15 protein-coding genes, 2 tRNA genes and 1 pseudogene are annotated in these 13,394 nt (G+C 64.4%); 12 read left to right on the forward strand and 6 right to left on the reverse strand.

What is annotated here, in order from left to right:
- Window positions 1–51 precede the first annotated feature (51 nt).
- Window positions 52–645 carry a TetR/AcrR family transcriptional regulator gene (locus tag QUE33_RS04645; protein ID WP_286302198.1) on the forward strand — a complete coding sequence of 198 codons (594 nt, stop codon included), beginning with the start codon at window positions 52–54 and terminating at the stop codon, window positions 643–645.
- A gap of 17 nt (window positions 646–662) precedes the next feature.
- On the opposite strand, the gene QUE33_RS04650 is transcribed toward QUE33_RS04645, so the two are convergent.
- The 3 genes and pseudogenes from QUE33_RS04650 to pdhA all read right to left on the reverse strand — a co-directional run bounded on the left by QUE33_RS04650 (window position 663) and on the right by pdhA (window position 4,168).
- On the reverse strand, window positions 663–2,039 hold the full coding sequence (locus QUE33_RS04650) for a dihydrolipoamide acetyltransferase family protein (RefSeq protein ID WP_286302199.1): 1,377 nt from the start codon (window positions 2,037–2,039) through the stop codon (window positions 663–665).
- The gene (locus QUE33_RS04655) at window positions 2,036–3,055 is read right to left on the reverse strand and encodes an alpha-ketoacid dehydrogenase subunit beta (protein ID WP_286302200.1); all 1,020 of its coding nucleotides are present in this window, start codon (window positions 3,053–3,055) and stop codon (window positions 2,036–2,038) included. The genes QUE33_RS04650 and QUE33_RS04655 overlap by 4 nt, the downstream gene beginning before the upstream one ends.
- A 1-nt stretch (window position 3,056) precedes the next feature.
- Window positions 3,057–4,168, reverse strand: a pseudogene (gene pdhA, locus QUE33_RS04660) (pyruvate dehydrogenase (acetyl-transferring) E1 component subunit alpha).
- A gap of 167 nt (window positions 4,169–4,335) precedes the next feature.
- Here pdhA and QUE33_RS04665 point away from each other — a divergent pair.
- Window positions 4,336–4,809 carry an Lrp/AsnC family transcriptional regulator gene (locus tag QUE33_RS04665; RefSeq protein ID WP_286302201.1) on the forward strand — a complete coding sequence of 158 codons (474 nt, stop codon included), beginning with the start codon at window positions 4,336–4,338 and terminating at the stop codon, window positions 4,807–4,809.
- Here QUE33_RS04665 and QUE33_RS04670 read toward each other — a convergent pair.
- Window positions 4,781–5,683, reverse strand: coding sequence for an alpha/beta fold hydrolase (locus tag QUE33_RS04670; RefSeq protein ID WP_286302202.1), 903 nt, complete (start codon window positions 5,681–5,683; stop codon window positions 4,781–4,783). The genes QUE33_RS04665 and QUE33_RS04670 overlap by 29 nt on opposite strands.
- Before the next feature lie 66 nt (window positions 5,684–5,749).
- Here QUE33_RS04670 and QUE33_RS04675 point away from each other — a divergent pair, with 66 nt between their 5' ends.
- From QUE33_RS04675 to QUE33_RS04690, 4 genes are all read left to right on the forward strand, one after another.
- Window positions 5,750–6,013, forward strand: coding sequence for a hypothetical protein (locus QUE33_RS04675; RefSeq protein WP_286302204.1), 264 nt, complete (start codon window positions 5,750–5,752; stop codon window positions 6,011–6,013).
- Between the two features lie 103 nt (window positions 6,014–6,116).
- Window positions 6,117–6,188 (forward strand) — tRNA-Arg (locus tag QUE33_RS04680).
- 53 nt (window positions 6,189–6,241) lie between these two features.
- Complete coding sequence (gene orn / locus QUE33_RS04685) at window positions 6,242–6,868, forward strand: oligoribonuclease (protein ID WP_286302205.1); 627 nt, start codon at window positions 6,242–6,244, stop codon at window positions 6,866–6,868.
- A 36-nt stretch (window positions 6,869–6,904) separates the two neighbouring features.
- Window positions 6,905–6,980: transfer RNA gene (locus QUE33_RS04690), tRNA-His, on the forward strand.
- On the opposite strand, the gene QUE33_RS04695 is transcribed toward QUE33_RS04690, so the two are convergent.
- Both QUE33_RS04695 and QUE33_RS16360 read right to left on the reverse strand, forming a co-directional pair.
- Complete coding sequence (locus QUE33_RS04695; protein WP_286302207.1) at window positions 6,973–7,806, reverse strand: recombinase zinc ribbon domain-containing protein; 834 nt, start codon at window positions 7,804–7,806, stop codon at window positions 6,973–6,975. The two genes, QUE33_RS04690 and QUE33_RS04695, sit on opposite strands and share 8 nt — an antisense overlap.
- 40 nt (window positions 7,807–7,846) lie before the next feature.
- Window positions 7,847–7,960, reverse strand: coding sequence for a hypothetical protein (locus QUE33_RS16360; protein ID WP_434019614.1), 114 nt, complete (start codon window positions 7,958–7,960; stop codon window positions 7,847–7,849).
- 269 nt (window positions 7,961–8,229) lie between these two features.
- Here QUE33_RS16360 and QUE33_RS04705 point away from each other — a divergent pair, with 269 nt between their 5' ends.
- The 6 genes from QUE33_RS04705 to QUE33_RS04730 are packed head-to-tail and all read left to right on the forward strand — an operon-like array spanning window position 8,230 to window position 13,387.
- Complete coding sequence (locus QUE33_RS04705) at window positions 8,230–8,466, forward strand: heavy-metal-associated domain-containing protein (RefSeq protein ID WP_017791819.1); 237 nt, start codon at window positions 8,230–8,232, stop codon at window positions 8,464–8,466.
- Between the two features lie 51 nt (window positions 8,467–8,517).
- Window positions 8,518–10,557, forward strand: a complete 2,040-nt coding sequence (locus QUE33_RS04710; RefSeq protein WP_286302213.1) for a heavy metal translocating P-type ATPase — start codon at window positions 8,518–8,520, stop codon at window positions 10,555–10,557.
- A gap of 15 nt (window positions 10,558–10,572) precedes the next feature.
- The gene (locus tag QUE33_RS04715) at window positions 10,573–11,004 is read left to right on the forward strand and encodes a cupin domain-containing protein (protein ID WP_286302214.1); all 432 of its coding nucleotides are present in this window, start codon (window positions 10,573–10,575) and stop codon (window positions 11,002–11,004) included.
- A 35-nt stretch (window positions 11,005–11,039) separates the two neighbouring features.
- Window positions 11,040–11,945, forward strand: a complete 906-nt coding sequence (locus tag QUE33_RS04720) for an NADP-dependent oxidoreductase (RefSeq protein ID WP_286302215.1) — start codon at window positions 11,040–11,042, stop codon at window positions 11,943–11,945.
- A complete protein-coding gene (locus QUE33_RS04725; RefSeq protein WP_286302216.1) occupies window positions 11,942–12,610 on the forward strand; it encodes a class I SAM-dependent methyltransferase in 669 nt (222 codons plus the stop codon). The genes QUE33_RS04720 and QUE33_RS04725 overlap by 4 nt, the downstream gene beginning before the upstream one ends.
- Before the next feature lie 48 nt (window positions 12,611–12,658).
- On the forward strand, window positions 12,659–13,387 hold the full coding sequence (locus QUE33_RS04730) for a Crp/Fnr family transcriptional regulator (RefSeq protein ID WP_286302217.1): 729 nt from the start codon (window positions 12,659–12,661) through the stop codon (window positions 13,385–13,387).
- Window positions 13,388–13,394: the final 7 nt, after the last annotated feature.

The raw sequence follows: 13,394 nt of genomic DNA on the forward strand, positions 1-13,394 counted from the left end.
TTGGTTAGTGTTCACTAACCCGACAATTCAGGTTAGCGAGGATTAACCGAAATGACAACGCTAGGAACGGCCCGTGATCGGGCGAAGGCAGAACGCACCGATGCGATCCTCGTCGCAGCCGCCGAGCTGTTCGGCGCCCGAGGGTACTCGGGCGTGAGCCTTGAGGAGATCGGGTCGGCTGTGGGTGTCTCAGGTCCGGCCGTGTACCGTCATTTCGCCGGCAAGCAGGCGCTGCTGGGTGCGCTGCTGATCGGCGTGAGCGAGCGCCTCGTCGCCGGCGGACTGGACGTGGCATCCCGCACCGACCCTGGGGTGGAGCGGATGCGGGCACTCGTGGCCTTCCACGTCGAGTTCGCGATCGGCAACGCTCCTGTCATCCGCGTACAGGACCGCGATCTGGCCCACCTCAGCGACGAAGGGCGATCCGACGTGCGCCGGCTGCAGCGAGCGTACATCGAGCTGTGGATCGACGCGCTCTCCACGCTGGTCGACGAGGATCGCGATGCGCTGCGCCTGCGTGTGCAGGCGTGCTTCGGCCTGCTGAACTCCACCCCGCACAGCACGAGCGCGGCGGTACGCGCACGGGTCGATACCGCGCATCTGCTCTCGGCGATGGCGCTCGCGGCGCTGCTCGCCGAGAGCTGAGTCGCCAGCAGAGCCGGTCAGTACAGCATCGCGCGGCCGGGCTGCTCGAGCAGATCGGCGACATCCTTCAGGAAACGCGAGCCCTCGGCGCCGTCGACCAGCCGGTGATCGAACGACACGCTCAGCGTCATCATCTGCCGCAGCGCGATCTCGCCCCGATACTCCCACGGCTGACGACGCACGGCTCCGACGGCGAGGATCCCCGACTGCCCGGGCGGAAGGATCGGGGTTCCCGCATCGATGCCGAACACGCCGATGTTCGTGATCGAGAAGGTGCCGCCCGCGAGCTCGGCCGGGCTGGTCTTCCCGGACCGGGCCGTCTGCGTGAGCCGGGTGAGCGCGTCCGCCATCCCGGTGAGCGACAGCCTCTCCGCGTCGCGGATGATCGGCACGATCAGGCCACGCTCGGTGGCCGCTGCGATCCCGAGATCCACGAAGTGGTTCTCGACGATCTCGCCCGCGTCTTCGTCCCAGGTCGCATTCAGCGAGGGATTGCGGCCGAGAGCCAGGCACACCGCCTTGGCGATCATCACCAGCGGCCCGATGCGGTGATCGGCCAGTGCCTTGTCGGCGCGCAGCTGCTCGATGAGGTCCATGGTCGCCGTGACGTCGACGGTGTGGAAGGTGGTGACATGCGGTGCGGTGAAGGCGCTGCGCACCATGGCCTGCGCGGTGTGCTTGCGCACGCCCCTGATCGGGATCCGCGTCTGCGCGCGCTCCCCGCCAGGAGGAGCGGATGCGGTACGCGGTGCGTCCGTGGTCTCACCGCCGCTCGCAGTCGTGGTCGCTGAGCCGGTTGCGCCGATGCGCTCAGCATAGGCGTCGACATCGGATCGCGTGATCACACGATCGCCCACCTCGGCGGCCACGAGCACCAGATCCACCCCGAGCCGCTTGGCGTAAGCGCGCACCGGAGGCGTCGAGCGGGGCCTCTCCCCCGTCACCGGCTCGGCCTCGCTCGGCGGCAGCGCGTCATGCGGGGCGGCTTCGATCACCGCAGCCTCCGCCGCAGCGGCGGAGGAGGTCGCCGCCGTGCCGCGTCGCGCCCTGCGCGCAGGACGCCCACTGGAGGCGGGAGCGGCACCGTAGCCGACCAGGTTCGGCTCGGTCTTCTCCTCGGCATCCGATGCCGGCTCGTCGCCCTCCGGCTCGTCACCGGCGACGTCGAAGGCGATCAGCGGAGCGCCCACGGCGACCGTGTCGCCCGCCTCGGCATGCAGCGTCGATACCGTGCCCTCGTATGGCGAGGGCAGTTCGACAACCGCTTTGGCCGTCTCCATCTCGGCGACGGTCTGGTTGAGCGCCACCGGGTCGCCGGGCTTGACCAGCCACTGCACCACTTCGGCCTCGGTGAGCCCCTCGCCGAGGTCAGGAAGATGGAACTCCGTGATCACAGCTGAACTCCCCTCAGATCGCTGACGCTGTTCGGGCGATCCAGTACGCGGTCGACGGCATCCAGAATGCGATCCAGGTCGGGCAGGTGGAACTTCTCCAGCTTCGCGGGCGGGTACGGGATGTCGTGCCCGGTGACGCGCACCGGTGCGGCCTCCAGGTACTCGAAGCAGAACTCCGTGATGCTGGCGATCACCTCGGCGGCCACCCCTGCCTCGCGCGACGCCTCATGCGCGACCACGACGCGGCCGGTGCGGCGGACGGATGCCGACACCGTCTCGTAGTCCACCGGCGAGAGGGAGCGCAGGTCGATGACCTCCAGCGAGATGCCTTCGTCCTCCGCCGCTTCGGCCGCATCCAGCGCCGTGCGCACCATCGCCCCGTAGGTGATCAGCGTGGCATCGGACCCACTGCGCACGACGTGCGCCAGCCCCATGGGCGGAGCGTCGGCGAGCGGCGCGTCGAGGTCCACCTCTCCCTTGTGGTGGTACAGCCGCTTCGGCTCGAAGAACAGCACCGGGTCGTCGCTCGCAATGGCCTGGCGCAGGCAGCGATAGGCATCCTGCGGGTTGGACACGGCGATCACGCGCAGCCCCGCAGTGTGCACGAAGTACGCCTCAGGAGACTCCGAGTGGTGCTCGGCTGCGCCGATGCCGCCGGCCCAGGGCACACGGATGGTGATGGGCATCTTCACCCGGCCCTGGGTGCGGTAGTGCAGCTTGGCGACCTGTGACACGATCTGATCGAAGCCCGGGTAGATGAAGCCGTCGAACTGGATCTCGATCACAGGACGATACCCGCGGAACGCGAGACCGACGGCGGTGCCGACGATGCCGGACTCCGCCAGCGGGGTATCGATCACGCGCTTCGCGCCGAACTCGTCGAGCAGTCCGTCGGTGATCCGGAAGACCCCGCCGAGCTTCCCGATGTCCTCGCCCATCAGCACGACCTTGTCGTCGTCCCGCATGGCCTGGCGCAGGCCGGCGTTCAGCGCCTTGCCCAGTGTCAGCTGCGTCATCTCACGCCTCCTCGAAGGTCGCCAGATACGCGGCGTACTCGTCGCGCTCCCGCTCCAGCCCGGAGTGCGGCTCGGCATAGACGCCGTCGAAGACCGCGAGCGCCGGCCGGGTCTTCATTCCCAGGCACGTGGCGCGCATCTGCCGTGCCATCTCGTCGGCCTGCGCCTGTACGGCGTCGAGGTGTTCCTGCGGCAGCTCACCGGCCGCACGCAGGTGGGCTTCCAGACGCGTGATCGGGTCACGTCGTCGCCACTGCTCCAGCTCGGCGTCGTCCCGGTAGCGCTTGGGGTCGTCTGCGGTGGTGTGCGGACCCATCCGGTAGGTCACCGCCTCGAGATAGGCGGGGCCCTTGCCGGAACGCGCGTGGTCGAGCGCCCAGCGCATGGCGGCCAGGCAGGCGACCACGTCATTGCCGTCGACGCGCAGGCTCGGGATGCCGAAGCCGGGGGCGCGGCCCGCGAGGGGAACTGCGACTGCAACCCGACCGGCTCCGAGATCGCCCAGTGGTTGTTCTGACAGACGAACACCACCGGCGCGCGGTACGACGAGGCGAAGATCATCGCTTCGTTGACATCGCCCTGGCTGGTGGCGCCATCGCCGAAGTAAGTGACCGCCACCTCATCCGCACCGTCGTGCTGGATGCCCATGGCGTAGCCGACCGCATGCAGGGTCTGCGCACCGATGATGATCTGCAGCGGTGCGATCCGCAGTTCGGCGGGGTCGTAAGCCGCGCCCTCTTCGCCGCGCCACATGCGCACGTAGTCGCCCGGTTGCGCGCCGCGGCTGTACATGACGCCGGTCTCGCGATAGCTCGGGAACACGAAGTCGCGCGCCTCCAGCGCGCGGCCGGTGCCGATCTGGGCAGCCTCCTGGCCGTTGCACGGTGCCCACAACCCGAGCTGCCCCTGACGCTGCAGCGCGACGCCTTCGGCATCGATGCGCCGCAGCACGACCATGTCCCGGTGCAGATCTCGCAGCAGCGAGAAGTCGAGGTCCTCGACATAGCGATCGAGCTGTGGATTCGGCATCCGCGTGCCGTCCGGAGCGATGATGCGCTCGATGAGCTCGAGATCGCTCTGCGTGTCTGTGATCGGTGAGATATGCGGTGACATCGGCGTCCTCCTGACGTGGGGCCCTTGTGGGGCATGCACGGCTGCTCCGACGGCTTCGTCGGCCTATCTGAAGGGTACGTCGACCTGACACGTCGCTCAAGCATGTCTGCGAGCCTTGAGCATGTTGCGCAGAATCCGCCCCGAAGACCCTGATACCGTGTGGCACTATGCCCTCTCTTGATCGCGTCGACCTCGAACTGCTCACGGCGCTCGCGGAGGATCCGCGCACCACGGTCGTGGCACTGGCCGAACGGCTGCGACTCTCCCGCAACACGATCCAGGCCCGGATGGCGCGACTGGAGCAGACCGGCGTATTCGAATCGTACGAACGCTCGTTCTCGATGGAGGTGCTCGGCTTTCCGCTGCAGGCGTTCATCAGCATCGGCCTGCGGCAGACCGAGCTGCCGCGGATCATCGCGGAGCTCGCCCGTGTGCCGGAGATCGTTCAGGCGCACGGACTGAGCGGTTCGATCGACCTGCTCGCTCGGGTGGCCTGCCGTGACGCCCGTCACCTGTTCGACACGGACGCCCGGATCCTGTCGATCGAGGGCGTCGAGCGCACCGAGACCTCACTCGCGATGGGAGAGGTGATCCCGTTCCGCGTCGCAGGGCTCATCGGCCTCGCACGGCGGGAAGCCTGAGGAAGCGCCGAATCGCACCGGCCGCCTCGGCGGGCGTCTCGTAGTGGATAAGGTGCCCGACGTCGGCGATCTCGACGAGCTGGGCCTCGGGGAACATCATCGCCAGACGCCGCTCGGCCTCGATCGGCGTGATGTCGTCACGCTGAGCCGCGATGAGCAGTGTCGGGGTGTCAATCACCCCTGCGAACGCCCGCACGTCGTGGGAAACGCTCGTGACGAAGGCGTCGTGCAGCACATCGCGATCTGCGAAGCGGGAGAAATAGGTGTCGTGCTGGTCGTGGATGTAGCGCCGCAGCGCCGGATCCTTCGTCTTGGCCATGGCGATGCTCATGATGCGGACGACGAGCGGATTGCGCAGCAGTGCAGTGCCGAGCCGTTCGGGCAGCCGTGCTCCGAGCGCGTAGTAAAGCACGGCGAGCCGGGTGAGAACGCCCTTCGGCCCCTGCAGCGCTGGCGCGCCGATGGGGTTGATCAAGATCAGTCGGGGTGTCTGCAGCCCGCCCGCGACCGCCGCTGCAGCGACGATGGATCCGAAAGAGTGACCAAGGATGACGGCATCCGGGGCCACAGCCTCTGCGAACTCCGAGAGCCAGCCGGAGTACAGTCCCAGGTCGTGCTCCCGGCCGGGAACCGGAGCGGTCTCTCCGAAGCCGGGGAGATCGGGCGAGATCACTCGCACATCCGGCAGGTACGCCACGACGGGCTCCAGTCCATGGTGCTCGCCGCGGAAGCCGTGGACGGCGATCAGCGTGGGGGCTGTCTCGTCATCCGACCCGTAGACCCAGTATGCGGTGCGCGATCCCAGCACCGTCACCTCGCGTCGCTCTACGGGAATCGCGCCCAGTCGGTCGGCGTACGGCGAGGTTGCGGGCATGCGCTCGATTCTACGGGAGCCGATGTCGGTGGCCGTCCTTATGTTCGAATAAGGAAAGGAGTCCTCATGAACACGATGTCCGAAACACTGCCCTCGCTGCGCTGGAAGACTCCCGCCCTGCGGAAGGGGCCGGAACGACTCGAGCGCGCCGGCGACCATCTCTGGCGTGTCGTCGACGCACACGGCACGATCCGCGGGCATCTGCGCGTCGTCGCCGATCCGCTCGGCATCCGCTACCGTGCCGAGCGTCTGCAGCTGGCATCTGGCCGCTTCCTTCTGGTCGGTGAGTTCTGGGAAGCCGACGATGCCGTGGCCGCGCTACGGTACTGAAGGAGCCACCACAATGCCCAGCACAGGCGCGCGTCTCAAGGAACTGCAGGCGCTGCACCGCGAACGCAACCACATGCGCGTCACCGGGTAACATGGAGGCCGACCCCCAGTAGCTCAGCGGAAGAGCATCGATCTTCTAAGTCGCCGGTCGCACGTTCGAATCGTGCCTGGGGGACGTTCACGGCCGTGTAACGGCGGGGGTGTCTGCCTCCTCGATAGGATCGACGCATGGTTTCTGCGTCTGAGAATGATCGACTCGTCTGGATCGACTGCGAGATGACGGGACTCGATCTCTCGGTCGACGAACTGGTTGAGATCGCCGTCGTCGTCACCGACTTCGAGCTCCGACCGCTGGATCCGGGCTTCCAGATCGTGATCAAGCCGAGCGACGCAGCGCTGTCGAACATGAACGAATTCGTGACGAACATGCACCGCACCTCCGGTCTGATCGAGGAGATCCCGAACGGGGTGCCGCTCGCCGAGGCCGAGGAGAAGACTCTCGAGTACATCAAGAGATTCGTTCCCCTCGAAGGCAAGGCACCGCTGGCGGGGAACACGATCGGCACCGACCGGATGTTCCTCGCGAAGTACATGCAGCGCATCGACCAGTACTTGCATTACCGAAACGTCGACGTCTCCAGCGTGAAGGAGCTCTCCCGACGCTGGTACCCGCGAGTGTTCTTCCAGGCGCCGGAGAAGAACGGCGGTCACCGAGCCCTCGCCGACATCCTGGAGTCGATCCGCGAGCTGCAGTACTACCGTGATGCGGTGTTCGTCGCCGAGCCGGGACCGACCTCCGATGAGGCGCGCAGCGTGTCCGCACGCGTCGTTTCGGAGTTCACCCCGAACATGTAATAGACTCGTGGAGTTGCCTGCTGCGGCGGGCACATGGTGGGTATAGCTCAGCTGGTAGAGCACCGCGTTGTGGTCGCGGGGGTCGCGGGTTCAAGCCCCGTTACTCACCCCAAATGGGAGAGGTTCAAACCCTCGACAAGAGTAACCACTCTTTGTCCGGTCTGAACCTCTCCCTTCTTCTTCGCTTCCGCGGCCCAGTTCAGAGCGTTCATCTGCTCCTCGGTATCGCAGAGTGAACCGAAGGGGCGTTCGTATTCGACACGGACATCCCCGTCTTCCTCGATGAAGATCCGGTGGAAGAACGCCTGATTGCACAGTCGCCGGTTTGCGTCATCGGCACGCTCATACACGCTGACGATGTTGGCAAGCAGCCCGAGCGAGTCGTCGAGGTTTGCTCTCGCTGACGCATATTCATCGTGATGCGCTTCGATTCGGTGCTGAATGTCTCCGATCTGATCTGCGATGCGATCCTGTTCCTGCTTCAACAGGTCGATCGGAACCGCACCCGAATAGTGGGCCTGCAACAGCTTCATCCGTTCTTCATCGAGCCGGTCCCGTTCGCTTGTGAGTCGCGAGAGTTCTTTTGTCTCGTTCGCCATGAGCAGGTCGAAGTCTGCGTGGATCTTTCCAGCGAGGTCTTGCCGCATCCCGGGTGACACTTCGATCATCTCGTAGTACTTCTCGATGAGCCGCTCGACATCTTCGATAAGCATGGCTTGCCTTGTGCACTCGGTCTTGCCAGAGTGCCTACCCGAGCACACGAAGTACGGGTAGACGTTGCCGTGCCGGTTCTTCGCGTTCGTGATGATCAGCCGCTCGCCGCACTGACCGCAGTAGACGGTGCCTTTCAGGTAGTGGTCATGCACCTGCGTGGCATCAGCCGCGGATTTGTGTGCGTCGAGCACGGCCTGTACCTGGTACCAGACTTCTTTGGGCACAATTGAATTGGCCTGGCTCTTGTTCCGACCGGTTTCCCTGTCAGCCGGTCGGTGACAGAAGCGTCTCGGTTTCAGCGTAGTACGCCTGTTCGACCTCGATCGGAGTACGCATATCGAATTCCCCGTGGAGCCGCTCATGGTTCCACCACCACACGTATTCGAGGGTCGCAAGCTCGACCTGCTCGACCGTCCGCCAGGGCCTTGCTGACGGATCAGTTCGGTCTTGTAGACCTTCATGGCGCCCAGCAGATCAACCAAGAAGCGACTCACGGCACCCAAGTAGCTGGTGAGCCACAGAGAGGAGCTCCGAGCACGACTTGATCTAGGTCAAGGCTGAGGCTCTGTCAACACAATAGTCTGGGTCGTGAAGGCCAGGAACCTCCTGGTCGATCCCCGTTTCGGGGTGAAGCGAAAGGACTCATCATGGCGAACGCTACTGACACCACCCACACTCTGCTGCGCGCCGAGGGTTTCTCGTGCCCGTCGTGCGTGACCAAGATCGAGAAGCAGGTCGGCAAGCTCGATGGCGTCGAGAACGTGACGGTGCACTTCGCCTCGGGTCGCGTTGAGATCGACCACGATGAGACAAGAAGTTCCGTCGACGATCTCATTGCTGCTGTCGATAAGGCCGGCTATAAGTCGAAGGCCTCCGCGTTCTAGCCAAACGGCTCCTAACGCACTAAGTTCACCAATTCGAAAGGCGGCACATTCGTGAACGCGTTCCGTAAGTGGCGGTATGGCAACTGGTTCATTCCCGTTGTCTCGGGCCTCCTCATTCTCGTGTCGTTCGGCGTCGAAAAGCTCTTCGGCGGCAGCTGGAACGTCACGGTCGGTCCGCAATGGTGGATCGACGCTGGCGAACACGCCCACGGTTCTGGTCATGTGTTTACCCTTGCGAACGCGTTCATGCTCGCCGCAGCAATTGTCGCGGGGTACGGAATCGTCGTGAAGGCCGTCCGGGCACTGCTCGTAAAGTTCATCAGTATCGACCTGCTCGTATCGATTGCAGCGATCGGCGCGACACTCATCGGCAACTTCTGGGAAGCTGCCGCCGTGACGTTCCTCTTCGCGATCGGTCACGCTCTCGAAGCCGGCACGATGAACAAGACCCGTGCAGCGCTCGCTGAGTTGGTCGCGGTGGCCCCCGACGTTGCAGTCGTGATGCGCGACGGTGAGCAGGTCGAGATCGCCGCACATCAGGTGCGCATGGGCGAGATCGTGCTAGTAAAGAACGGAGCGAAAGTTCCCGTCGACGGGCAGGTCGTGTCAGGCACTGGAGCGATCGACGAGGCATCGATCACGGGTGAGTCGATCCCGGTCGAAAAGACGAAGTCAGATCACGTGTTTGCGGGCACGATCTCGCGGGGCGGATTCATACAGGTCATGGCGACCGGCATCGGAGCCGACACGACGCTCGCGCGCATCATTCACCGTGTCGAAGAAGCGCAGGATGCGAAAGCGAAAACGCAGGCATTCATCGACCGATTCTCGAAGTGGTACACGCCCGCGGTGATGGTACTCGCGCTTGCGGCGGGCCTCATCTCTGGTGACGTAGTGCTCGGCCTCACGTTGCTCGTGATCGGTTGCCCGGGCGCGCTCGTCATCTCGATTCCCGTGGCGATCGTAGCGGGAATCGGCCGCTCGGCCCGCAACGGGATTCTCATCAAGGGCGGCGAGTACCTCGAAACCTCGGCCAAGATCTCGGCCGTCGCAGTCGATAAGACGGGGACTCTCACCGAGGGCCGCCCGGTACTCACCGACATCGTTGTGCTCAATCCTGGAGCGGATCGGCGCGAGGTGCTTCGCTGGGCAGCCGCCGCAGAAGCAGGGTCTGAGCACCCACTTGCCCGCCCGATCCTCGACACCGCACGAGAAGAAGGAGTGGCCCCCGAGGATCTTCCGGGATCGGTCACACCGGTCGTGGGCAAGGGGATCGTGGCCGACGCTCACGGCAAGCGGGTACTCATCGGTAACGTGCCGCTGCTCGAACAGTACGAGATCGTGAACGACGCGGGGGCGGCTGTGGCTGCGAACAAACTGGCGGCGGCAGGCAAGACCCCGATGATTGTCGCGGTCGATGAGAGCGTGCTTGGCGTAATCGGTGTCGCAGATACGATCCGCGAGGATGCCCCCGAGATGATCAGGCGCTTGCACGCTGGCGGGGTGCAGAAGGTGGTGATGCTCACCGGAGACACGCGCCTTGTCGCCGAAGCCATCGGTGAGGCGGTCGACATCGATGAGATCCATGCTTCGTTGCTACCCGAGGACAAGCTCGACGCTGTCGCGCGGTTGCAGCGCGAGGGGCACACGGTCGCGATGGTGGGCGACGGCGTGAACGACGCCCCGGCCCTCGCGACCGCCGACATTGGTGTTGCCATGGGTGCAGCGGGCTCAGCGGTGGCCGTGGAGACGGCAGACATTGCCTTGATGGGCGACAACCTCTTGAAACTGCCCGAAGCAATCAGCCTCGCCAAACGCACCGTGAACGTCATGCGCCAGAACATCTGGATCGCGCTCATCACCGTTGTCGTGCTGGTCGTCGGGGTCTTCGCAGGGGGTGTCACGATGGCTATCGGCATGCTCGTGCACGAGGGATCGGTGCTCATCGTAATCCTCAACGCGATGCGCCTGCTGCGCAACACCCAAGGAGCCACTGCGTTGTCGAGGAGTGAACGCGCCCGAGCCGCACATGAAACAGGCCGCCCGGTCGAACCAGCCACGGCCCAGAGTTCATCCGAACATCCATCTTAAGAAAGGAACACACACATGAGTGAGAACCAGTTCAGCGTCGGCGAGAAAGCGAAGCACTTCATCATCGACGAGGTCGCGAAAGCAAACACGAATTTTCGTCAGGTGCTCTGGACGGGAAAGCATTCCCAACTCGTCGCGATGACGATTCCGGTGGGCGGGGAGATCGGCGACGAAGTGCATGACACCACCGACCAGTTGCTGAGTTTTGTGTCAGGCAGCGGAGAGGCCGACCTTGACGGCGAGACGCACACCGTTGATGCCGGCGACCTGTGCGCTGTCCCGGCCGGTACTCGCCACAACTTCCGCAACACTGGCGATGAGCCCTTGGTGCTCTACACCGTCTATTCACCTCCGGAGCACGCAATCGACGCAGACTATGCCACGAAGGAACTCGCTGATGCGGCAGAGGCTTCGGGCGAAGACGCTCCACCACAGGCAACCGCGTAAGTGCCGCTCACGTGGAGAATGAGGAGGAATCGATAATGTCGAAAGTGCTGGTGTTCACCGCCTATGGCGGCCCCGAGACGCAGGAACTCGTTGAACGCCCCGCTCCGGCGCCTGGGCCTGGAGAGCTCGCAATCGAGGTGAAAGCGGCCGGGGTGAACCCGGCTGACTGGAAGATCCGTGCCGGGCAGATGGGCTCCCACTGGCCGCTTCCCGCACCGATGGGCCGAGAGGCCTCCGGTGTCGTCACCGCCGTAGGCGCAGAGGTCGAGAACTTCGCTGTCGGTGACATGGTGCTCGGCCTCGCGGCCAAAGGACAGGGAACGTTCGCGAAGCACACGGTGTTGGATGCGTCACAAACCGTCCAGAAGCCCGAAGAGCTTTCCTTTGCTGACGCTGCAGCACTGCCTGTCGCAGGGGCGACTGCGTATGACGTGACGCATCAGATCGAGCTGGAACCTGGTCAGACGATGCTGATTCTTGGCGCCGGAGGTGGGGTCGGGCTGATGGCGGCGCAGATCGGCAATGTGCACAAGTTCACGGTCATCGGTGTGGCCAGTGCCGCGAAGCAGGAACTGGTGGAGTCGACCGGTGCGACGTTCGTTGCCTCCGGGGATGGTGCGGCTGACCGGGTGCGTGCCATCGCGCCGGAGGGTGTTGATGTGCTCATCGACCTGGTCGGTGGGCAGGCGCTTCGTGATCTCGCGGTCGTCGCCAAAGACCCGAGCGTCATCATCAGTACCGCAGACCCGACCACCGTGCAGCAACTCGGTGGCGTAGCGGTGGTGCGCACGCGTGAAGGGCTCGAGAAGATCACCGGCGTCGCCCAGTACGGTCTCGTCGACCCGCATGTGACGGACCGATACAGTCTCGATCGGGCTGCGGAAGCCGTCGCCATGGTGGAGGCCGGGCACACTGCCGGCAAAGTGATCATCGAACCATGACCCAGCGGCCTGAGGCACCGACGGACGCCGCATTCACAGCAGCACGGACGTCTGATCCTGTGACCTCAATAAACCGGGTGGCCGATGCATACGGGTCGCCTGAGGTTGATATCGAGGGCATTCTCGGCGCCGAGATCTCACCGGATGACCCTGACCGTGCGGTCATCGAGCCGTGGGCCGCGGCAGTCGATGGCCCCATTCTCGATGTCGGCGCGGGTACCGGGCGTTGGACCGGTCACCTCGCACGCCTCGGACACACGGTGGAAGGGCTCGAACCATCGGATCGCCTCATCACAATAGCCCGTACCAGACATCCCGCGGTCGTGTTCCATCACGATTCCATCGAAGATCTCGCCCGTTGCGAGACCCGCTGGGGCGGGATCCTCGCCTGGTATTCGACCATTCACATGAGCTCAGAAGAGCTCCTACACGCGCTCGCAATACTGCGCACTCGGCTGGGTGACGGCGGATCGCTGCTGATGTCCTTTTTCGCGGGGCCGCGGCTGGAGGCATTCGACCATCCGATCGCCGCCGCATACCGGTGGCCGATGAACAAAATGGTCGAAGCCCTCACCCACGCCGGGTTCGAGGTGATCGGGCAGCGCTCGAACCCGAGGACGCCACACGCGTACATCACTGCACGCGCCACCCCTGGCTTCAGCTGAAGCGCGTGTGTTGTGCCACGAGTCGCCATACTAGAAGGGAAGGGAAGGATGCCGTTGGCTGTTTCAACCGATGTGGATGCTGATCCAGCAAATGATCTCTGCGTGGCCCGTGTACCACTGTTTCAAGGGCTCACGCATGGGCAGCAAGTGGAAGTTGCGGGATTTGCACGTACCGTCCGATTAGACGCTGTCGAGCGGGCGTATACAGCAGGCTCGGATATGTCCCAGTTGATGGTGGTGCACATCGGTCAGGTGAAGATCGCTCGCACAAGTGCGGCTGGGCACGAGCAGGTGATCCGGGTCCTCGGTCCGGGTGACTTCATCGGAGAGTCCGCGTTTCTCACCGGTGCCAGACCTGATCACGCGGCAGAAGCGCTCGTGCATACCGAACTGTGCGTGTTCCGTCATGCCGATCTCGGGCGTCTCGTCGAGAAGCATCCGAGCATCGGGCTGCGCATGCTGCAAGGAGTGAGTCAGCGCTTGGCTGATACTGAGGCGCGGCTGGCTTCTGTCATCTCGGGAAACGTGAGCTCTCGTCTCGCCGATTACCTGCTCTCGCTCCCTGCGACGCCAGGGCCGCGAGGAGCTATCTACGTGACGCTGCCGCTCGCAAAGAAGGACATCGCTTCGCTCCTGTCCACGACACCAGAGTCCCTCAGTCGGCAACTTCGCAAACTCACCGACACCGGGGTGATCTCACAACAGGAACAGGGGCGGATCACGATCACTGATGTGACCGCGCTCACCGCACTCTCAACCCTCACGAAGAGAGACTGAGAACAGC

Source organism: Microbacterium suwonense, from assembly GCF_030296555.1.
In the GTDB taxonomy this organism is placed as follows: Bacteria; Actinomycetota; Actinomycetes; order Actinomycetales; family Microbacteriaceae; genus Microbacterium; species Microbacterium suwonense.